The 19516-nt window shown below is 69.5% G+C and carries 18 protein-coding genes and 1 tRNA gene; 10 read left to right on the top strand and 9 right to left on the bottom strand.

Translation table 11 applies throughout. The features are described from left to right. Positions 1-32: 32 nt before the first annotated feature. Positions 33-1034: an SDR family oxidoreductase gene (locus DMB66_RS24985; RefSeq protein WP_125806556.1), complete on the bottom strand. Its 1002-nt coding sequence runs from the start codon at positions 1032-1034 to the stop codon at positions 33-35. Between the two features lie 94 nt (positions 1035-1128). Between DMB66_RS24985 and DMB66_RS24980 the strand changes: the two genes are divergently transcribed. Then, positions 1129-1545 carry a hypothetical protein gene (locus DMB66_RS24980; protein ID WP_125806555.1) on the top strand — a complete coding sequence of 139 codons (417 nt, stop codon included), beginning with the start codon at positions 1129-1131 and terminating at the stop codon, positions 1543-1545. A gap of 164 nt (positions 1546-1709) precedes the next feature. On the opposite strand, the gene DMB66_RS24975 is transcribed toward DMB66_RS24980, so the two are convergent. Both DMB66_RS24975 and DMB66_RS24970 read right to left on the bottom strand, forming a co-directional pair. After that, on the bottom strand, positions 1710-2186 hold the full coding sequence (locus DMB66_RS24975) for a spore-associated protein A (RefSeq protein WP_125806554.1): 477 nt from the start codon (positions 2184-2186) through the stop codon (positions 1710-1712). 104 nt (positions 2187-2290) lie between these two features. Then, on the bottom strand, positions 2291-2677 hold the full coding sequence (locus tag DMB66_RS24970; protein ID WP_125806553.1) for a nitroreductase/quinone reductase family protein: 387 nt from the start codon (positions 2675-2677) through the stop codon (positions 2291-2293). Positions 2678-2866: 189 nt separating this feature from the next. Here DMB66_RS24970 and DMB66_RS24965 point away from each other — a divergent pair, with 189 nt between their 5' ends. Further along, complete coding sequence (locus tag DMB66_RS24965) at positions 2867-3649, top strand: DUF6082 family protein (RefSeq protein ID WP_125806552.1); 783 nt, start codon at positions 2867-2869, stop codon at positions 3647-3649. Here the strand turns inward: DMB66_RS24965 and DMB66_RS24960 are convergent. After that, positions 3621-3815: a DUF397 domain-containing protein gene (locus DMB66_RS24960; RefSeq protein WP_125806551.1), complete on the bottom strand. Its 195-nt coding sequence runs from the start codon at positions 3813-3815 to the stop codon at positions 3621-3623. The two genes, DMB66_RS24965 and DMB66_RS24960, sit on opposite strands and share 29 nt — an antisense overlap. Positions 3816-4249: 434 nt before the next feature. Here DMB66_RS24960 and DMB66_RS24955 point away from each other — a divergent pair, with 434 nt between their 5' ends. Then, positions 4250-5878 (top strand): pentapeptide repeat-containing protein, encoded by a 1629-nt coding sequence (locus DMB66_RS24955; RefSeq protein WP_158647348.1) that lies wholly within the window; start codon positions 4250-4252, stop codon positions 5876-5878. Positions 5879-6105: 227 nt separating this feature from the next. Here the strand turns inward: DMB66_RS24955 and DMB66_RS24950 are convergent, their stop codons facing one another. The 5 genes from DMB66_RS24950 to DMB66_RS24930 form a co-directional block, all read right to left on the bottom strand. Next, the gene (locus DMB66_RS24950; RefSeq protein ID WP_125806549.1) at positions 6106-6489 is read right to left on the bottom strand and encodes a hypothetical protein; all 384 of its coding nucleotides are present in this window, start codon (positions 6487-6489) and stop codon (positions 6106-6108) included. Positions 6490-6865: 376 nt separating this feature from the next. Then, positions 6866-6937: transfer RNA gene (locus DMB66_RS24945), tRNA-Val, on the bottom strand. Between the two features lie 39 nt (positions 6938-6976). Continuing rightward, positions 6977-7441 carry a peroxiredoxin gene (locus tag DMB66_RS24940; protein ID WP_125806548.1) on the bottom strand — a complete coding sequence of 155 codons (465 nt, stop codon included), beginning with the start codon at positions 7439-7441 and terminating at the stop codon, positions 6977-6979. 75 nt (positions 7442-7516) lie between these two features. Then, positions 7517-7948, bottom strand: coding sequence for a DUF3052 domain-containing protein (locus DMB66_RS24935; RefSeq protein WP_125806547.1), 432 nt, complete (start codon positions 7946-7948; stop codon positions 7517-7519). Positions 7949-8054: 106 nt separating this feature from the next. Then, the gene (locus DMB66_RS24930) at positions 8055-10349 is read right to left on the bottom strand and encodes a thiamine pyrophosphate-dependent enzyme (protein WP_125806546.1); all 2295 of its coding nucleotides are present in this window, start codon (positions 10347-10349) and stop codon (positions 8055-8057) included. Positions 10350-10487: 138 nt separating this feature from the next. Here DMB66_RS24930 and DMB66_RS24925 point away from each other — a divergent pair, with 138 nt between their 5' ends. The 7 genes from DMB66_RS24925 to gltX form a co-directional block, all read left to right on the top strand. Further along, a complete protein-coding gene (locus tag DMB66_RS24925; RefSeq protein WP_125806545.1) occupies positions 10488-10955 on the top strand; it encodes a GbsR/MarR family transcriptional regulator in 468 nt (155 codons plus the stop codon). Continuing rightward, a complete protein-coding gene (locus DMB66_RS24920) occupies positions 10948-11862 on the top strand; it encodes an ABC transporter ATP-binding protein (RefSeq protein ID WP_125806544.1) in 915 nt (304 codons plus the stop codon). The genes DMB66_RS24925 and DMB66_RS24920 overlap by 8 nt, the downstream gene beginning before the upstream one ends. After that, entirely contained in the window at positions 11849-12646 is a 798-nt protein-coding gene (locus tag DMB66_RS24915; protein WP_125806543.1) for an ABC transporter permease subunit, read from the top strand. Before DMB66_RS24920 ends, DMB66_RS24915 begins: the two co-directional genes overlap by 14 nt. Positions 12647-12815: 169 nt before the next feature. After that, positions 12816-13220 carry a YjbQ family protein gene (locus DMB66_RS24910; protein WP_125806585.1) on the top strand — a complete coding sequence of 135 codons (405 nt, stop codon included), beginning with the start codon at positions 12816-12818 and terminating at the stop codon, positions 13218-13220. A gap of 149 nt (positions 13221-13369) precedes the next feature. Further along, positions 13370-16120 carry a pyruvate dehydrogenase (acetyl-transferring), homodimeric type gene (gene aceE / locus DMB66_RS24905; protein WP_125806542.1) on the top strand — a complete coding sequence of 917 codons (2751 nt, stop codon included), beginning with the start codon at positions 13370-13372 and terminating at the stop codon, positions 16118-16120. A 96-nt stretch (positions 16121-16216) separates the two neighbouring features. Beyond that, positions 16217-18337: a methyl-accepting chemotaxis protein gene (locus tag DMB66_RS24900; RefSeq protein ID WP_125806541.1), complete on the top strand. Its 2121-nt coding sequence runs from the start codon at positions 16217-16219 to the stop codon at positions 18335-18337. A gap of 70 nt (positions 18338-18407) precedes the next feature. Next, positions 18408-19516 (top strand): glutamate--tRNA ligase (gene gltX, locus DMB66_RS24895; RefSeq protein ID WP_125806540.1); only part of this gene is annotated, 1109 nt, incomplete at its 3' end.

The following is a 19516-nucleotide window of genomic DNA, read 5'->3' as shown; positions in this document are numbered from 1 at the left end:
AGCCAAGCACAGCCGAGCCTCAGCACGGCCGATCAGCGCGCGGGTGGCTGCCGGTACGCCGCGACCAGCTGATCCATCGCCGCGTCGAGACGCTCATCGACGACCTGCCGCGCGGGGTCCGCGTCGTGCCAGGCCACGATCTCCCGGGCACCGGTCTCGAACGGGATCGTCGCGACGTAGCCGGGCACGACCGAGCGCAGCTTCGCATTGTCGAAGATCATCGAGTGGGCCTTGTCGCCGAGGAGTCCCGCGCCCCATTCCGGGTCGGCGGCGGCGATGGCGTCGGACGGCACATGCACGATGCGGGGTGTGACGCCGAGCGCCGCGGCGAGGCTCTCGGTGATCTGGTTCCAGGTCAGCGCCTCGTCGGAGGTGATGTGGAACGCTTCGCCGACCGTACGCGGGTGGCCCAGCAGCGGCACGAAGCCCTTCGCGAAGTCCTCGTGGTGGGTCAGCGTCCACAACGACGTCCCGTCGCCGTGCACCACGACCTCCTTGTGCTGGCGCATCCGGGCCAGCGCCGTCCAGCCGCCGTCGAGCGGCACGAGCGTCCGGTCGTACGTGTGGGAAGGCCGGACGATCGTCGCCGGGAAGCCCTCCGCACGGTAGGCGGCGACGAGCAGGTCCTCGCAGGCGATCTTGTCGCGGGAATACCGCCAGAACGGATTCCTCAGCGGCGTGGATTCCACGACCGGAACCCGCGCCGGCGGTGTCTGATAGGCCGACGCCGAGCTGATGAAGACGTATTGACCCGCGCGGTCACGAAAGAGATCGATATCGGCCTGTACCTGCTGCGGGGTGAACGCCACCCAGTCGACCACCGCGTCGAACTCCACGCCGCCGAGCGCCTCCTTGACCGAGGCGGGATCGCGGATGTCGCCGCGCAGCACCGTCGCGGCCGCGGGCACCGGGCGGGGACCACCTGTGCTCCGCTTGAGCAGGTACAGGTCGATACCGCGTTCGACGGCGAGCCGGGAGCAGGCCGAACTGATGATGCCGCTGCCGCCGATGAACAGAACCTTCATCGCACCCATGAGCCCACGCTATACACATTCCGAGCGCCCGGCGATCGGCACGCTTCGCCCGGGTAGGCTCACCGGCACCTGTTCCTGATGGGTTGGGCCACTCATGAGCGACCTGCCATACATCGACGAGCACCGCATCACGATCGCCGCACCCCGGGACGTCGTATGGACGGCCCTCTGCCGATACGCCGACGCGTCCATCGGCCTGCCGACCGGCAACCCGCTCGCCAAACTGCTCGGCGCCGTCCCGGCCAGCGGCTTCGCGGTGACGGAATCCCACCCGCGGCAGCATCTGGGCCTGGGCGGACGGCACCGGTTCTCCCGCTATCTGCTGACCTTCGACCTCACCGACCTGCGAGACGGCGGTACGGGCGTGAGCGCCCGTTCGTACGCGGAGTTTCCCGGGCTGCCCGGCCTGGCCTACCGCACCCTGGTCATCGGCAGCCGGGGCCACGTCCTGGCGGTCCGGCGCATGCTGCGGGGCATCCAGCGGCAAAGCCTCAGCTACTCGTCACCGTAGGCGACGTCCGGCTACCCGTCACCGTCGGCGACGGCCAGCTACTCGTCACCGTCGGCGGCGTCAGGGACGAGGCGGCGACCCGCCGCCCGGGGAACGAGCCGCACCGGACCGGCGGCGGGAAAACGCGGTGGTTCCCATGCCGCCAGCCCGGTGCCCGTCGGGTGTCAGCCGCAGTGGACGCGGTCGTAGCCGACGGTCGATCCCCCACCGGACGTGTCGAAGCCGCCGGTCAGGTCGATGCAACTGCTCGGGGCGTAGACGTAGAGCGGCCCCGCGTACTTGGTGAAGCTCTGGCCCGGCTTGTTGCCGTCGGACTGCCAGGTGCCGCCGCTCTTGCGGGCCGCGACGACGATGTCCCAGGCGCTGTTGATCACGCTGTCGTTCGTGCGGGAGATGACACAGTTGTAGCCGTTCGAGCTGTTGTAGTAGACGTCGATGTAGCCGCCGACCTCGCCCCGCCAGCCGATGGGCCAGGACTTCAGGAACCCGTACGCGCTGCCGCAGTAGTTCGTCCGCGGGATCGCGCTGGCTGGGCTCGCCGAGAGCCCGACCAGGCCGCTGGTGGCCAGCGCGACAGCGCCGAGCACGGCGGCGGCGCGGCTGCGGAGGGCGCCGGTGAGGGTGCGGCGAAAGATCGGCATGGCGGGGTCCTTCCCTGGTTCCGTTGGGCCGCAACGAGACAACCAGGTGTCCACCCCCGACGGACAGGTGCCGATCCGGCCACCATTCCCTCCCGGGCGCGGATCTAGTGCAGCGTGATCTGCACCATCGGTCCGGACACTCTGCCACCGAGTCGCTTCCACCGCGCCTCGTAGAGTCGGCGGTCTTCGTCCCACGCCGGATCATCGGGGCCGACGACGCTGGCGGTCCCCTGGCGCGGCTTGCCCCGCAGCCGCACGGTGACCTCCTGCGGAGTCCGGAAGTTTCGCCACCAGGCCTTCGCCGCGGGGTCTTGCACCGCCACGAGCAGCCGTTCTCCCTCGCGGGCGTACTGCACCGGCAGCGTGAACTGACGGCCGCTGCGCCGACCGGTGTAGCTGAGCTCGATCGTCATGCCACTGAGCAGACGGTGCGCCGGGGAGCGTAATAGCGCCAGCACCAGCCCGTTGCCCTGTGGTTTCCTGGTCGGCATCACCGCTCCTTCCGCCGGCGAGACGCGCTCACCCACCAGTGTGCCCGTGGCAGGCGTCGAGACCCATCGACCACGGCGATTCGCATTGGCGGCATGCGGCCAACTGGTAACACATCGTAGCCAATGAGTTGCTCGCAGTTGTCACGCTGACCTCGACCCCTCATCCCCCGCGTGGATCGCAGGTGCCCCATGACAGCTCGTTCGGCCTTCAACGGTGAGCAGACACGGCGATTGCTGATAGCGGGCGGGCTCCTCGCCGCCGTCGCCGCGGTGCTGATATCGCCGCTGATGATGGTTCGCCTCTCATCCGACGATCTGCCCTGGGGACAGCTCGCCGACGTCGGCCAGGCATACGGAGGAGCCTCGGCGATCCTGTCGGCGGTTGCCCTCTGCGGCGTAGTGGCGTCCCTGCTCGCCCAACGTCGACAGTTGCGGCAAGAGCTGGCCGAAATGGATCGCGAACATCATCGCGACCTCATCGGGCTCGCCCTGGACAATCCAGAATTTCTTGAGGTGCTCGACGCCAAAACGGCATCGGGTCCGCACGCCCGGCAGGAACTATTCCTAAACTTGATCATGATGTACTGGCTGGCTATTTTCGAGCTGGGCGGCATTGACGAGGCTGAGCTTCGTGCCATGACCGCCGGCATGTTTGAAAATGAGGTGTCGAGACGCTGGTGGGCGAGAATCGAAGGTGTCTGGATCGGCACACGTGGCCGGCGAGAGCGCCGCCGATTCATTGCGATTGTCTCCGAGGAACTAGCCAGAGCGCAGCTATCCCCGGCGACCATGCCGGCCAGTGCGCCACCCAAGGTCGATGACCACCGCGGCGAGCAGCCGGCCCCGAGTCGACGGCGCCACCTGACAACGCTGGCCGCAGCGGCCGCCGCGGGTGGGCTCTGCGTCGCGGCGGCTCAGTCACTGCGCGATGGAAAACGGAAGGTCAGACCCGTCCGAGGCGGTCGGCCCTGATGTCCTCTATGAATGCCATCCAGGCGTCCTGACCGAAAGCGAGGACCCCGCCGTACGGGTCCTTCGAGTCCCTCATCAGCACTTTTCTGAAATCATCGCTCGCCGCCACCTCGACGCAAGCACTATTCGCGACCGAATACGTGCTCTTGGTCCACGTCGCTTTCATCCGAGATCCCGATCGCAGACACTCAAGAAGATTGGCACGCACTGTCCTTTCGCCCCCGCTCAACGGCCGCCGCAACACATGGACGACCCACGTGATCAATAGTAGATGATCTTGCCCGAACATACGCCACACTTGGACTCAGAAGCGAAGCGTTTCACCCCGACAAGGCTGGTACCGCCGCACGCCCGAGCGCCGGCGCAGTTCGACCGCGACGCGTCATGTCGTCGCCCGCCAGAACCAACGATCGGGGTCGCGTTCAGTCGTGGAGGACCATCGGACGAGCTCGCCGACATCGGGACCACCGACGGCCGCCGGACCGCCGACGCCACCGCCTCCTGGACCCAAGAGTCCTAACCGGATGCTGAACATGGCAAATGTCCAGGCGGCAACCCACCCCGAGTGACAAGCACCTCGCCCTGGGTCACCATTCGTGCATGGTGCGACGACTGACTGCGATGCAGTGGCTGGCGGTAGGGGCGGGACTGCTCGCAGCTGCTGTGCTCCTCGACGTCCGGCCCTGGGGGTGGGAGCTATGGCAATCCGTCTGGGCAGCCCTGACCGATCATGCCGCCCTGGTCCTACTGGGCCTGCCCAGCCTGGTAGCGCTGGGCGCGGCTGCGGTGGCACTCCGCCGCGCACGACGCGGTTCTGCCGCGCCGGCTGAAAGTGCGGCAGGGTCGTGGCTGCTGTCCTATCCGGGCGTGCTGACGGTTGCGACCGTCGTCGCCGCGCTGGGCGTCATCGCCCTCGTGATCATGCTGCGGGTCGCCGCCGGTTCGCCCACCGCCGACCGGGCCAAATTGCAGATCGATGCCATCAAGTACGGCCTCGGCATCTTCGCCGCCGGCGGTGCCGCCGCCGCTCTACTCCTCGGGGTACGGCGCCAGCAACACACCGAACACGCCCAGCGGAAGATCGAAGAAGCTCAGGCGCACACCGAATTCGACGCAGCCCAACGCCGCGTCACTGATCTCTACACCAAAGCCGTCGAACAGATAGGGCACGCCGACGCGGCTGTGCGCCTCGGCGGCCTGTACGCGCTGGAAAGGGTGGCGCAGAACAACGTGTGGCAGCGACAGACGATCGTCGACGTTCTCTGCGCCTACCTCCGCATGCCCTACACACCCCCTGCCGAGAGAACCGCTGACCGGCCAACTGATTCGAGTACGGCACCGCTCACGGACCCACCGCTGAATCAGGCCAGGCCGGCGCCCGACGGAGGCCGAGACGCCCACCAAGAACTGCAGGTCCGGCTCACGGCCCAGCGGATCATCCGCACGCACCTCACCCTGCCGACCGGCGTCGAGCCGCAACAGGCTCACGTCCTGAAGCCGGACCCGCAACAGCCGTTCTGGCCCGACACCGACATCGACCTGACCGGCGCGACGCTGGTCGACTGGAGGATGTCCCGCTGCCGCGTGCGCGACGCGGCGTTCGACAAGGCGACCTTCACCGGCAACGCGGCGTTCGACGAGACCACCTTCACCGGCGACGCGGCGTTCGGCGAGACGACCTTCACCGGCGTCGCGGTGTTCATCGAGGCGACCTTCGCCGGCGACTCGTGGTTCACCAAGGCGACCTTCACCGGCGACGCGGCGTTCGATAAGGCGACCTTCACCGGCGACGCGGCGTTCGATAAGGCGACCTTCACCGGCGACGCGGTCTTCGACAAGACGACCTTCACCGGCGCCACGTGGTTCAACGACGCGACCTTCACCGGCGACGCGAGGTTCGACAAGACGACCTTCACCGGCGCCGCGAGATTCAACGACGCGACCTTCACCGGCAACGCGGTATTCATCGAGGCAACCTTCACCGGCGTCGCGGTGTTCATCGAGGCGACCTTCACCAAAGACGCGAGGTTCGACAAGACGAGCTTCACCGACGACGTCAGGTTCGACAAGACGACCTTCGCCAACAGGCCTGAGCTCGGTCGCAGCCAAGTGACACCGCGCAACGATCGGCGCGATGTATGGCCCGCACACTGGCGCCTTGTGCCCGCCGCGGACGGCATGGGCCAACTGGGCTACGAGCGGCCGCCCGCACAGCACCCAGCTGACTGACCTCGAAGACGTCGACCCCGGTCCGCTTCCCCGTTTCTCGCAAGCCGGGGTCGGCCGCCTGCGCTCCTCCCCCAGCAGGAGCGCAGGCCGTCATGCAGGTGAGGGGCGGTTGGTTGGCGCGGCAGGTTTCGAACGTTCGTCCAGGTGCGCGGCACGGACAGCGGGCTCATCTGGCGTGACCGGAGGACGAAGGAGGAGCCTTGCGACGTGCCCGGGGGTCGCCTACCTCAGCCCCACCGGCCGTGGACTTTGTTGGTCCCCACGTTGAGCGTGCTGCCGTCAGGCAGCCGGACGGTCGCCTTGGCATAGATCTCGTCCCCAGCGCCGGGGTCCTCGTTGAGCTTGCCCCCGTCGACGATGATCTCGTATCCGTCGCGTTGGGTGAAGAGCCAGTCGTCGTCCCACAGGTCGGAACCGTGCACCGAGAAGCTAACGACGTTTCCCGCCGTGCAGCCGACGTGCAGCAGGAAGTAGTCCTGATAGGGCGGGTACGCCGCACCGATGGTGAGGGTGCATTTGGGCGTCGCGGCCGCGGCCGCGGGTGCGGCCGGGAGAGCTGTCGCAGCCAGCCCGAAAGCTACTGCCAGCCCGACCACTCGGGAGAAGCGCATGATCTTCCTTTCGTCGGTGATCGCGGTGGGGATCCGCCGACCAGCCTTCCCGATCAAGATCCGCGCAGGTATTCCTAGAACTCGGTATACCGGCTGGACGCTGACAGGCGTTGATCAAAGTCGCCTCCGCACCACCTCGAGCACTCGGCGTAACCGAGTAGCCGGCCGTTCTGGGCGTGCCGAGGCGGGCCGTCATGGAGGTGATGGGCTCGTCACAGATGTCGATGACGACCCGTTACCAGCACGTCACCGCCGAGTTGGTCGCTGGCGTCGCGCAACAGGTTGAGGTCTGCTATGGAAGGCCCCGCGACGGACAACTGAGACGGCAGCGGCACCGGTGATCTTGATGCCCACTGTTCGGGCTGGTGGGGATGTGTGGGCGCGGCAGGTTTCGAACCTGCGACCCCTCGCTTGTAAGGCGAGTGCTCTCCCGCTGAGCTACGCGCCCGGTTCCGCGGCAACCGGAGTGACCATCCTAACGGAGGCGTTAGAAGATCGTCTCCTTCAGGGTGTCCCGCCAGGTCTTCTGGTCTCGTGCCTCGCCCGGGCCCTGCGTGTGGGCGTAGCGGACCACGCCCTGCTTGTCGATCACGAACGTGCCGCGGTCGGCGAAGCCCCTGGTGTCGTTGAAGACCCCGTAGGCCTGGGCCACCGCGCCGTGCGGCCAGAAGTCGGCCAGCAGTGGGAAGTTGTAGCCCTCGCGTTCCGCCCAGATCTTGTGGCTGTATGCCGAGTCCACGCTCACCGTCAGCACCTGGACGTAGTCGTTCGCATACTCGGGGAGGTTGTCGCGGATCTCCGCCAGCTCGCCCTGGCAGGTGCCGCTGAAGGCCAGCGGGTAGAACACCAGCAGGACCGCCTTGCGTCCCTTGAAGTCCGCGAGTGCGACCTCCTGGTTGTTCTGGTCCTTGAGGGTGAAGTTCGGCGCCTGCGCCCCTACCTCGATCGGCATGGGATCACGATAGCCGAGGCCACGTCGAATGGCCGGTCGCCCGTCGTGGGGCGCCGGCCGGCAGAAGCGCCGAAGCTACTTCTTCTTCGTGCCGCGGGGTGAGACCAGCCTTGCGGCCGTCCAGTCCTTGCCCGCGTTCACCGTGGAGGTCTGCTGAAGGCCGGCGGTCTGCGCGGACTCGCTGACCTCACTCGGCTCGACGTGGCCGTCGCGGCCGGCCTTCGGAGTCAGCAGCCACACCACTCCGGTGTCTGCCAGTGGCCCCAAAGCATTGGTGAGCAGGTCGAACAGGTCACCGTCGCCATCGCGATACCAGAGCAGTACCGCGTCGACCACCTCATCGGTGTCCTCGTCTTCCAACTCCCCACAACGTTCGGCCAGGGCGTCACGGAGGTCTTCGTCGACATCGTCGTCGTAGCCCATCTCCATGACCACCATGTCCGGTTCGATCCCGAACCGGTCCGCCGGGCTACGTACGCCGTCGGCCTGACCAGCGGTCGCGCTCACTGTCGAATGCCTCCTTGTTCCGGGTAGGGCCGAGTGCCGGCCCCGGTCTGGGTAGTCCACACAGTTGTGGCTCTGCGCGCAAGTGGCACACCGAGTGTGTGGCAATTTACCGCGCCAACAGCGCGTAGGCACCCTGTGTGATGGCATCTTCCCCGATCAGGACCTGTTGTGCTGCCGGACCGAGCGGAACGAACGAGTCCGCGGCGGCTATCCGGCGGGCCGCGCCGACGAATCCGCCGTCCACCAGAGCCGCCAGAATGCCCTCGCCGACCCCGCCGGAGCGCCGGGTCTCGTCCACGATCAGCACCCGTCCGGTCGCCGCCGCCTCCCTGACCAGGTCGGCTGCGGGCAGCGGGGACAGCCAGCGCAGGTCCACCACCCGGGAGCCGTACCCCTCGGCCGCGAGCCGGGCTGCCACCCGCAGCGACATCGGCACCCCGTTGCCGAAGGTGATAATGGTCAAATTGTCGGCTGACCCGATCGGGTACATCCGGGCGCGCCCGATCGGCGTGTGCCCGCTCGCCCACTCCTTCGGGCCCTCGTAGGGCGCCAGCCATTCGTTGTCGCCCGGCTCGTACAGGTCCCGGGTGTGGTAGAGCGCGATCGGCTCCAGGAAGACGCAGACGCTGCCGTCGGCCGCGGCGGCGGCCAGGCAGGCCCGCAGCATCGGCGCGGCGTCCGCGGCCCGGGCGGGCACCGCCAGGACCAGCCCCGGTACGTCGCGCAGCACGGCCACCGAGTTGTCGTTGTGGAAGTGGCCCCCGAAGCTCTGCTGGTAGGCCAGGCCGGCGACCCGGACGACCATCGGGTTGCGGAAGGCGCCCTGGGAGAAGAACCCCATCGTGGCCGCCTCGCCGCGCAACTGGTCCTCGGCGTTGTGCAGATAGGCCAGATATTGGATCTCCGGGATCGGGAGCATGCCCGCCAGCCCCGCGCCCAGCCCGAGGCCCAGCACGGAGGTCTCGTCGAGCAGGGTGTCGAAGACCCGGTCGGCACCGAACCTGTCCCGCAGGTTCTTCGTGACGCCGTAGACGCCGCCCTTGACGGCCACGTCCTCGCCGAACAGGATCGCGCCCGGGACGGTGAGCAGGGCGTCGGTGAGGGTGGCGTTGATGGTCTGCGCCAGGGTGAGCGGGTTGCCGCGCTCGGGCAGCCGGCCGCCGAAGGCCTGCAGCCGGGCAGCCGAGCCGGGACCGCCGGCCCGGGTGGCGGCGTCGGCGATGACCCGGGCCGTGCGCAGCGGGCGGCGCGGGGCCAGCGGCGCCATGACCTCGGCCGCGCTCGTCAGCTTCGGCTCGTTGAGCACCTCCTCGGCCACCTTGCGGACCTGCCAGCCGACCTCGTCGTAGCGGGTGATCAGCTCGTCCACGCCCGCGAAGCCGCCCTCGATGAGCAGCCGGGCGGTGCCGACCAGCGGGTCGCGTTCCAGGTCGCGGGCGATCTCGTCGGCCGGGCGGTAGGCCACCTCGGCGTCGGCGCCGGCGTGGCCCATGAGCCGGACCATGGTGAGATGCAACACGGCCGGGCGGCGCTGCTCGCGCACCCAGTCGGCGGCCTCGCGGGCGGCGTCGTAGGTGGCGGCCAGGTCGCAGCCGTCGGCGGCGAAGTAGCGCAGGCCCGGGCGGGCGCGCAGCGTCTCGGCCGTCCAGCCGGCGGGCGACGGGACGCTGATGCCGTACCCGTTGTCCTCGCAGACCAGCAGCAGCGGCAGCCGCTGGCCGACGTGGTCGTACCAGCCGGCGGTGTTGAAGGCCGCGGTCGCGGTCGCGTGATTGACCGAGGCGTCGCCGAAGGACGCCACCGCGAGCGCGTCGGCCGGCCAGGGGGTCTGGGTGCCGCGGGCGAGGCCGAAGGCGAGGCCGAAGGCGAGGCCGACGGCCCGGGGCAGGTGCGAGGCGATGGTCGAGGTGGTCGGGATGATCTGCAGGTCGGCACGGCCGAAGACCTTGTGCCGGCCGCCGGCGATGGGCTCGGTGGCGGCGGCCACCACCCCGCGCAGCACGTCCCGCGCGGCCTCGACCAGCGGATCCTTGCGGGCGTCGTCGTCACCGTCGGCGCCGGCCTGCTGGGCGCGGGCACAGTAGAACCCGCCGGACCGGTAGTGCAGCAGCGCCGGGTCGTCCGGGCGCAGGGCGGCGGCCACCGCCGCGTTTCCCTCGTGGCCGGACGAGCCGATCGTGTAGAAGCCCTCGTTGAAGCTGCGCAGCCAGCGCGCCGCCAGGTCGAGATGTCTGCTGGTGAGCTGGGCGTCGAAGAGCTCCCGGGCACGGATCCCGGTGAGGGCGGAGCCGTCGCGCACCGGTTCGTCGGGCGCCGGCCGGCGGTCGCTCGGCTGCAGGGCCGAGACGGCGTCGCGGAAGCGCTCGTCGAGGTTCTGCGGGGTGGTCACGCGACCCAGCATTGCCGACCATCGCCGCCGCCGCCACCGCACGTGAGTGCCGTCGGACACTCTGCCGGAAGTCCACTTGCCACCGATGCCCCCACGGTCTAGCTTCAATGTTCAGAAGGTACTGAACGTTGGATTTTTCAAGGGAGCACGATGGACCTCAGCGCCGAGCGCCGCTATGCCGAGGAGGCCGGCGTCGTGCTGGCCGGCATGGGCATGCCCCAGGCGTACGGGAAGCTGCTGGGCTGGTTGCTGATCTGCACCCCGGCCGCGCAGAGCGGCGCGGAACTGGTCGCCGCCCTCGGGCTCTCCAAGGGCTCGGTCAGCGCCGGCCTGCGCACGTTGCAGGCCGGCGGCATGGTCCGGCGGGTGGCCATGCCCGGGCGCCGCGGCTCCTTCTTCGAGATGGCCCCCGACGCGATGATGCAGGCCGCGAGCTCGGAGAAGTTCACCCAGTTTCGCGTGCTGATGGAGCGCGGCCTGGACGTGCTGGGCGGCGAGGCCGCGCCCGGCGCCGAGCGGCTCCGCACCACCCGAGATTTCTACGCCTTCATCGAGACCGAGTTGCCCAAGCTCATCCAGCGTTTCCAGGACGAACAGAGAGGACGGTCCGATGGCTGACCCGGCCATCTCCACCCAGGATCTGATCAAGACCTACGGCCGCGGCAGCCGCGGCCTCGCCGGCCTCGACCTCGAGGTCAAAACCGGCGAGGTGTACGGCTACCTGGGCCCCAACGGCGCCGGCAAGTCGACCACCATCCGCATCCTGCTGGACCTGATCCGCCCCACCGCCGGCACCGTGCGCGTGCTGGGCCTCGATCCACGCGCCGACGGCGTGACGCTGCGCCGGCGGATCGGCTACCTGGCCGGCGACTTCATCGTGGACGGCCGGCAGACGGCCCGGCAGTTGCTCACGTACCTGGGCAACCTGCGAGGCGGCGTCCCGGCCGCGCGGATCGCCGAGCTGGCCGAGCGCCTGGGCCTGGACCTGGATCGGCAGATCCGCGGCCTGTCCAAGGGCAACCGGCAGAAGGCCGGGATCGTCCAGGCGTTCATGCACTCCCCCGAGCTGCTCGTGCTCGACGAGCCGACCAGCGGGCTGGACCCGTTCCTGCAGCAGGAGTTCGTGCACCTGGTGCGGGAGGCCCGGGCCGGCGGCGCGACGGTCTTCATGTCGTCGCACGTGATGAGCGAGGTACAGCAGACCGCCGACCGGGTCGGCATCATCCGCGACGGCCGGCTGATCGCCGTGGAGAGCGTGGAGTCGCTGCGCGCGCATGCCGTCCGCAGCGTGACCCTGACCTTCGACAGCGCGTTCGAGGTGGCCGACTTCGCCCGGGTGCCGGGCTTCACCGGCCTGACCGTGGCCGGCACCACCCTGCGCGGGCGGCTGGCCGGGCACACCGACGAGCTGGTCAAGGCCGCGTCCCGGTACACGGTCCGGGATCTGCTCTGCGAGGAGCCGGACCTCGAGGAGATCTTCTTCCACTACTACGCGCCGCCGGAGGCCGACCATGTTGCTGCGTGACGTCTATCCGAAGGCGCTCTGGGACGCCCGGCGGTCGCTGCCGGGCTGGACGGGTGCGATCGCGGCGGTGGCCCTGATGTACGCGGCGTTCTGGCCCACCGTCAGCTCGCCGGAGATGGCCGGCGCGCTCGCGGCATACCCCCAGGACGTGCTGGCGGCCTTCAACGCCGAGGACCTGGGCACGGCGCAGGGTTACCTGGGCGGCACGGTCTACGGGCTGCTGGTGCCGCTGCTGGTGGCGGTCTTCATGATCGCCGCGGGGGCGCGCGGCATCGCCGGCGACGAGGAGGCGGGGACGCTGGAGCTGGTGCTGGCGCACCCGGTGAGCCGGCGCCGGCTGGCGCTGCAGCGGCTCGGCGCGGTGCTGACCGAGATGGCGGTGGTCGCGGTGGTGCTGTTCACGGTGATGGTGGCGACGCGGGCCCCGTTCGAGCTGGACGCGGTCTCCGTCGGCGGGTTCCTGGCGATCAACGCCCAGCTGGCGCTGTTCGGCGCCCTGTTCGCCGCGCTGGCCTTCGCCGTCGGTGCGGCGACCGGCCGCCGGGCCGCCGCGCTGGGCGCCAGCGCCGGCGCCGCGGTGCTGGCCTACCTGGCGAACAGCGTGTTCCCGCAGGTCGCCGCGCTGGAGTGGACGAGGTCGCTCTCGCCGTTCCACTGGTACCTCGGCGGCGATCCGCTCACCAACGGCCTGCAGTGGCCGGGGACGCTGGCCCTGGCCGGCACGACGCTGGTGCTCGCCGCCGCCGGCACCTACCTGTTCGCCCGCCGCGACATCGCCGGGTGACCGCGGGCCGAACGGCTGCGCGGCCCGGTGAGCAGCTGCTGAGCTGGGGGCATGGCGGTGGTGGGCCGGCTCGGCCAGTGCGGAATCTGGTATCTGATCGTGGGCCTCGTGTTCCTCGTGCTCGACCTCCACACCTGAGGTCCAGACCCGAATGGCAGACTCCCCCGACATGGACACCACGGTGATCACCGTCCGGACCGGGGACCGGCCGGTCGTCCGGGACATCACGGGCGAGGCCGAGCAGTTCGTCAGCGGGCGCGGCGACGGCCTGCTGCACGTCTTCGTCCCGCACGCCACCGCCGGGGTGGCCATCATCGAGACCGGCGCCGGCTCGGACGAGGACCTGCTCACGGCCATCGACGAGCTGCTGCCCACCGAGGACAAGTGGCAGCACCGGCACGGCTCGCGGGGGCACGGGCGCGACCACGTGCTGCCCGCCTGGATCCCGCCGTATGCGTCCCTGCCGGTCCTGGACGGGCGCATCCAGCTCGGCACCTGGCAGTCGATCTGTCTCGTCGACCCCAACGGCGACAACCCGACGCGGCAGGTCCGGTTCAGCTTTCTCGGGGGTTAACCCGAAGTTACTGCTCAGTACGTGTGTCGCGCGTCGCGTACCCGGACGGTAGGCGTGACGACAGACACCGGCAGGGGGCAGGATGGAGCTATTCCCGTGCGATTCACACAATGGTTCGCACGGTCCGACACCGACCTAGAGGAATGCCTGTGGCCACGGAGCGCAAGCGCCCGGTGATCAGCGACGGCCTGCCGAGCCAGCTTCCGGACATCGACCCCGAGGAAACCAGCGAGTGGGTCGAGTCGCTCGACGGAGTCATCGACGAAGGCGGCGCCAAGCGCGCCCGCTACGTGATGTTGCGCCTGCTCGAACGGGCCCGGGAGCGACAGGTCGGTGTCCCACCGCTGACCTCGACGGACTACATCAACACGATCTCGCCCGAGCAGGAGCCCTGGTTCCCGGGTGACGAGTTCGTCGAGCGCCGGATCCGGGCGTACATCCGCTGGAACGCCGCGATGCTGGTGCACCGCGCGCAGCGGCCCGAGATCGGCGTCGGCGGGCACATCTCGACCTACGCCTCGTCGGCCAGCCTCTACGAGGTCGGCATGAACCACTTCTTCCGCGGCAAGGAGCACCCGGGCGGCGGCGACCACATCTTCTTCCAGGGCCACGCCTCGCCGGGCATGTACGCCCGCGCGTACCTCGAGGGCCGGCTCTCGGAGAACGACCTGGACGGCTTCCGCCAGGAGCTCAGCCACAAGGCCGCGAACGGTGGCGGCAGCCTCCCGTCATATCCGCACCCCCGGCTGATGAACAACTTCTGGGAGTTCCCGACGGTCAGCATGGGCCTCGGCCCGCTGAACGCGATCTACCAGGCCCGCTACAACCGCTATCTGCACAACCGCGGCATCAAGGACACCAGCCAGCAGCACGTCTGGGCGTTCCTCGGCGACGGCGAGATGGACGAGGTCGAGTCGCTCGGCGCGATCGGCGTGGCGGCCCGCGAGGAGCTCGACAACCTGACCTTCGTGATCAACTGCAACCTGCAGCGTCTCGACGGCCCGGTGCGCGGCAACGGCAAGATCATCCAGGAGCTGGAGTCGTTCTTCCGCGGCGCCGGCTGGAACGTCATCAAGGTCGTCTGGGGCCGCGAGTGGGACTCGCTGCTACACGCCGACGGCGACGGCGCCCTGGTCAACCTCATGAACGTCACGCCGGACGGCGACTACCAGACATACAAGGGCGAGTCCGGCGCGTACGTCCGGGAGAACTTCTTCGGCCGCGACCCGCGCACCCGCAAGCTGGTCGAGGGCATGACCGACGACCAGATCTGGAACCTCAAGCGCGGCGGCCACGACTACAAGAAGCTGTACGCGGCGTACAAGGCGGCCACCGAGCACACCGGCCAGCCGACGGTGATCCTGGCCAAGACCGTCAAGGGCTGGACGCTGGGCTCACACTTCGAGGCCCGCAACGCCACGCACCAGATGAAGAAGCTGACCCTGGACGACCTCAAGCAGTTCCGGGACCGGCTCTATCTGGACATCCCGGACAAGCAGCTGGAGGAGAATCCCTACCTCCCGCCGTACTTCCACCCCGGTGCGAAGTCCGACGAGATGCAGTACATGCTCCAGCGCCGCAAGGAGCTGGGCGGCTTCGTGCCGAGCCGGCGCACCAAGCACAAGTCGCTGGCGATCCCGGAGTCCAAGACCTTCGGCGACATCAAGCGCGGCTCGGGCAAGCAGAAGGTCGCCACCACGATGGCCTTCGTCCGGCTGCTCAAGGACCTGATGCGCGACAAGGCGTTCGGGGAGCGCTGGGTGCCGATCATCCCGGACGAGGCGCGCACCTTCGGCATGGACTCGCTCTTCCCGACCAAGAAGATCTACTCGCCGCACGGCCAGACCTACACCTCGGTCGACCGCGAGCTCTTCCTGTCGTACAAGGAGTCGACGAGCGGGCAGATCCTGCACGAGGGCATCAACGAGGCCGGCTCGACCGCCAGCTTCATCGCGGCCGGCACCTCGTACGCCACGCACGACGAGCCGATGATCCCGCTGTACATCTTCTACTCGATGTTCGGCTTCCAGCGCACAGCCGACGAGCTGTGGGCGGCGGCGGACCAGATGACCCGCGGCTTCCTGCTCGGCGCGACCGCCGGGCGCACCACGCTCAACGGCGAGGGCCTGCAGCACGAGGACGGGCACTCGCTGCTGATCGCGGCGACCAACCCGGCCGTGGTGGCGTACGACCCGGCGTTCGCGTTCGAGATCGCGCACATCGTCGAGAACGGCCTGCACCGGATGTACGGCGAGCACCAGGAGAACGTCTTCTACTACCTGACCATCTACAACGAGCCGATCCTGCAGCCGGTCGAGCCGGCCGAGGTCGACGTCGAGGGCCTGCTCAAGGGCATCTACCGCTATGCGGCGGCGCCCGAGACGACCGGACCCAAGGCCCAGCTCCTCGCCTCCGGCATGGGCATGCAGTGGGCCCTCAAGGCCCAGCGGCTGCTCGCCCAGGACTGGGGCGTGGGCGCGGACGTGTGGTCGGTGACGTCCTGGACGGAGCTGCGCCGCGACGCCGTGGAGACCGAGGAGCACAACCTGCTCAATCTCGGTGAGCAGCTGCGCAAGCCGTACATCCAGACCAAGCTGGAGGGCACCGAGGGCCCGGTCGTCGCGGTCAGCGACTGGATGCGGGCCGTGCCCGACCTGATCAGCCGCTGGGTGCCGAACGACTACACGTCGCTGGGCACGGACGGCTTCGGCATGAGCGACACCCGGCACGCCCTGCGCCGCCACTTCCACGTGGACGCGGAGTCGATCGCGGTGGCCACGCTGCGCCAGCTCGCGCTGCGCGGCAAGGTGCCAGCGCACGTGCCGGCCGAGGCCGCGAAGAAGTACGCGATCGACGACGTCGCGGCCGCCCCGGTGGGCGAGACCGGCGGCGACAGCTGACGCTGACACCGACGAGAAATGGGGAAGCCGGCCGGCTTCCCCATTTTTCTGCGGCTTACGGCTCAGATATGTCCGGATAGTGCCGAACGGCCGGACATGGGGTTCCAGATCAGCCACAAACTGCTCGCGCTCGGTCTGGGAGGGGTGGTCGGCACGGCCGCTGTCCTCGTCGGAGTCGGCGCCTGGCAGAGCGACGCGTTCGCCGACAAGACCAGCGCCCAGGTGGCGCAGCTGAACGCGAAGGATCTGGACCAGACCACCGCCGGCGTGGCCCGGCTGGTCGGCTCGGTCGGCAGCGAGGTGCAGGGCGGCGTCGCCGGCAACATGCAGACCGCGTTCGGGCTGCTCACCCAACGGGGCGGGCTGCAGCAGCAGAAGCAGACCGCCACCTGGACGGCCATCAACCAGCTGACCCAGGCGAAGTCGACGGTGACGCTGCCGCGGTTGGCCGTCAACGGGCAGTGGCTCGGGCAGAACTCCGACATGAAGACCGCGACGCCGTTCGTCGACGACGTGAAGTCGCTGATCGGCGGCACGGTCACCGTCTTCCAGCGGATGGACGACGCGGGCAACCTGATCCGGACCGCGACGAACGTGCCCAACAAGACCGGCAACCGCGCGATCGGTACGTACATCCCGGCGCTCACCGTCGACGGCAAGCCGAACGCGGTGGCCGCGTCCATCAAGGCCGGTAAGCCGTACCGGGGCGTCGCGCAGGTGGTCGACACCTGGTACGTCACCGCCTACGACCCGATCAAGGACTCCTCGGGGAAGGTGATCGGCGCGCTCTACGTCGGCGTGCCGCAGGCGACCGCGCTGAAGAGTCTCACCGACGCGATCGCCGCGACGCCGGTCCGCGAGAACGGCTGGGTGACCGTCTACAGCACCGGGAAGACGGACACCGGCCGGGTCATCGCCTCCAGCCTCGACGGCGCCACCGGGACCACCGATCTGACCGTCACCGACGCGGCCGGCACCAAGTACGTCGAGCAGATCGTCGCGCAGGCTCCGCAGCTCACGGACGGCGGCACGTGGCGGACCACGTACCAGTTGCCGGGCGCGGCCGGCGCTCCCGCGGGTGCCACCACCACGACCGTCGCCTACTACGCGCCGTACTCGTGGGCGATCGCCGTCGGCGGTTACGACGCCGACGCGGCCGGCGCGACCAACGCGGTCAACGACGGCCGCCGGAACATGCTGAACGCGTTCCTGATCGCCGCGGTGCTGCTGGCCCTGGCCTGCGGCGTGATCGCGAGCTGGCAGGCCCGCCGGATCTCGGGGCGGCTCAGCGTGCTGACCGCGGCGCTGACCCGGCTCGCCGGGCGGGACCTGACGGTGGCGGTCCCGCCGAGCGGCCAGGACGAGATCGGCCGGGCCGGCACCGCCCTGAACACCGCCGTCGCCGAACTGCGCGGGGTGATCGTCGAGGTCACCGGCGCCTCGGGCGGTGTCTCCCGCTCCGCCGCGCAGGTCGCCGCGACGGGCACCGAGCTGGCCGCGTCCGCCCAGGACGCGTCCGGTCAGGCCGGTGCGGCCAGCGTGGCCGCCGCGGGCATCAGCCAGGTCGTGCAGACGGTCGCGGCCGGCGCGGAGGAGATGGGCGCGTCGATCGGCGAGATCTCCGGCAACGCCCAGGACGCCGCGCGGGCCGGCCGGGACGGCGTCGGGCTGACCGAGACGGCCACCAGCGTGATCGGCGAGCTGCGGCTCTCCACCACCAAGATCAGCGACGTGGTGCGGCTGATCGCCAGCATCGCCGAGCAGACCAACCTGCTGGCGCTGAACGCCACCATCGAGGCGGCCCGCGCGGGCGACCTCGGCAAGGGCTTCGCGGTGGTGGCCGGGGAGGTCAAGGAGCTGGCCCAGGAGACCGCCCGGGCGACCGACGACGTCACGGCCCGGGTCGCGGCGATCGAGGGTGACACCGCCCGCGCGGTCGACGCGATCAACGCGATCACCGCCATCATCGCCCAGGTCAACGACTACCAGACGGCGATCGCGGCGGCGGTGGAGGAGCAGGCCGCCACGACCGCGGAGATGGCCCGCAACATCAGCGAGGTGGCGACCGGCAGCCAGGACATCGCGGTCGGCATCACCGCGGTCAGCGGCGCGGTGGACAGCACCCGTTCCTCCGTGACGGCCTCCCACCAGGCGGCCGACGAGCTCAACGGGACGGCCCGGCGGCTGACCGAGCTGGTCGGACGCTTCACGGTCTGAGCCGGGCAGGTATCAAGACGTGATAAAAGGTCGACGACAAGGCCCTCGACACGCGCCGTAGGCTGGTCGGGTGACAGTACGCGTACGCTTCGCCCCTTCTCCGACCGGAATGTTCCACGTTGGCGGCGCCCGCTCGGCGCTGCAAAACTGGATCTTCGCCCAGCAGAACGGGGGCGTCTTCGTCCTGCGCATCGAGGACACCGACGCCGCCCGCAACCGCCCGGAATGGACGGAGGGCATCCTCTCGGCGCTCGACTGGATCGGCATCGAGCGCGGCTCCTACGAGGGCCCCTACTTCCAGTCGACGTACGCCGGTGAGCACACCGCCGCCGCGACCCGCCTCTACGGCGAGGGCCGCGCCTACTACTGCGGTTGCACCCGCGACGAGGTCATCGCCCGGACCGGCAACACCCACACCGGCTACGACGGCTTCTGCCGGGACCGCGCGCTGGGCCCCGGCGAGGGCCGGGCGCTGCGCTTCCGCACCCCGGACGAGGGCGAGACCGTCGTCGTCGACATGGTCCGCGGCGAGCCCACCTTCGAGAACAAACTGCTCGAGGACTTCGTCATCGCCCGCAGCGACGGCTCGGCCGTCTTCCTGCTGGCCAACGTCGTGGACGACATGACCATGGGGATCACCCACGTCATCCGCGCCGAGGAGCACCTGCCCAACACCCCGAAGCAGCAGCTGCTCTGGGAGGCGCTGGGGGTCAAGCCGCCGGTGTGGGGGCACGTGCCGGTCATCGTCAACGAGAAGCGGCAAAAGCTTTCCAAGCGGCGCGACAAGGTGGCGCTGGAGTCGTACCGCGACGAGGGCTATCTCGCCGCCGCCATGCGCAACTACCTGATGCTGCTCGGCTGGGCGCCCTCCGGCGACCGCGAGATCGTGCCGTGGTCGGTCGTCGAGGAGGAGTTCAAGCTCCCCGAGGTCAGCCACTCCCCCGCGTTCTTCGACGTGAAGAAGCTGCGGGCGTTCAACGGCGACTACATCCGCGCCCTGGACTCCGAGGAGTTCGCCGCGGTGTGCGCGCCGTGGCTGGGCGGCACCGACACGATCCCGGCACCGCCGTGGGAGCCGGCCGCCTTCGACTCCGGCGTGTTCGCCGCGGTGGCGCCGCTGGCGCAGACCCGCATCGCGGTGCTCAGCGAGATCGTCGACTATGTCGACTTCCTCTTCCT

Source organism: Actinoplanes sp. ATCC 53533, assembly GCF_003947245.1.
The sequence above is the reverse complement of the archived record's forward strand: the minus strand, read 5'-3'. Positions and strand labels throughout refer to the sequence as shown.

Excerpts from the sequence above, each read along its gene's own strand:
- DMB66_RS24970 (WP_125806553.1), bottom strand. The coding sequence starts at position 2,677 with ATGCCGACCAGGAAACCACAGGGCAACGGGCTGGTGCTGGCGCTATTA.
- DMB66_RS24955 (WP_158647348.1), top strand. The coding sequence starts at position 4,250 with ATGGTGCGACGACTGACTGCGATGCAGTGGCTGGCGGTAGGGGCGGGA.
- DMB66_RS24910 (WP_125806585.1), top strand. The coding sequence starts at position 12,816 with ATGGACACCACGGTGATCACCGTCCGGACCGGGGACCGGCCGGTCGTC.
- DMB66_RS24985 (WP_125806556.1), bottom strand. The coding sequence starts at position 1,034 with ATGGGTGCGATGAAGGTTCTGTTCATCGGCGGCAGCGGCATCATCAGT.
- DMB66_RS24915 (WP_125806543.1), top strand. The coding sequence starts at position 11,849 with ATGTTGCTGCGTGACGTCTATCCGAAGGCGCTCTGGGACGCCCGGCGG.
- DMB66_RS24925 (WP_125806545.1), top strand. The coding sequence starts at position 10,488 with ATGGACCTCAGCGCCGAGCGCCGCTATGCCGAGGAGGCCGGCGTCGTG.
- DMB66_RS24930 (WP_125806546.1), bottom strand. The coding sequence starts at position 10,349 with ATGCTGGGTCGCGTGACCACCCCGCAGAACCTCGACGAGCGCTTCCGC.
- DMB66_RS24950 (WP_125806549.1), bottom strand. The coding sequence starts at position 6,489 with ATGCGCTTCTCCCGAGTGGTCGGGCTGGCAGTAGCTTTCGGGCTGGCT.
- DMB66_RS24940 (WP_125806548.1), bottom strand. The coding sequence starts at position 7,441 with ATGCCGATCGAGGTAGGGGCGCAGGCGCCGAACTTCACCCTCAAGGAC.
- DMB66_RS24965 (WP_125806552.1), top strand. The coding sequence starts at position 2,867 with ATGACAGCTCGTTCGGCCTTCAACGGTGAGCAGACACGGCGATTGCTG.
- DMB66_RS24980 (WP_125806555.1), top strand. The coding sequence starts at position 1,129 with ATGAGCGACCTGCCATACATCGACGAGCACCGCATCACGATCGCCGCA.
- DMB66_RS24975 (WP_125806554.1), bottom strand. The coding sequence starts at position 2,186 with ATGCCGATCTTTCGCCGCACCCTCACCGGCGCCCTCCGCAGCCGCGCC.
- DMB66_RS24960 (WP_125806551.1), bottom strand. The coding sequence starts at position 3,815 with ATGAAAGCGACGTGGACCAAGAGCACGTATTCGGTCGCGAATAGTGCT.
- DMB66_RS24900 (WP_125806541.1), top strand. The coding sequence starts at position 16,217 with ATGGGGTTCCAGATCAGCCACAAACTGCTCGCGCTCGGTCTGGGAGGG.
- DMB66_RS24920 (WP_125806544.1), top strand. The coding sequence starts at position 10,948 with ATGGCTGACCCGGCCATCTCCACCCAGGATCTGATCAAGACCTACGGC.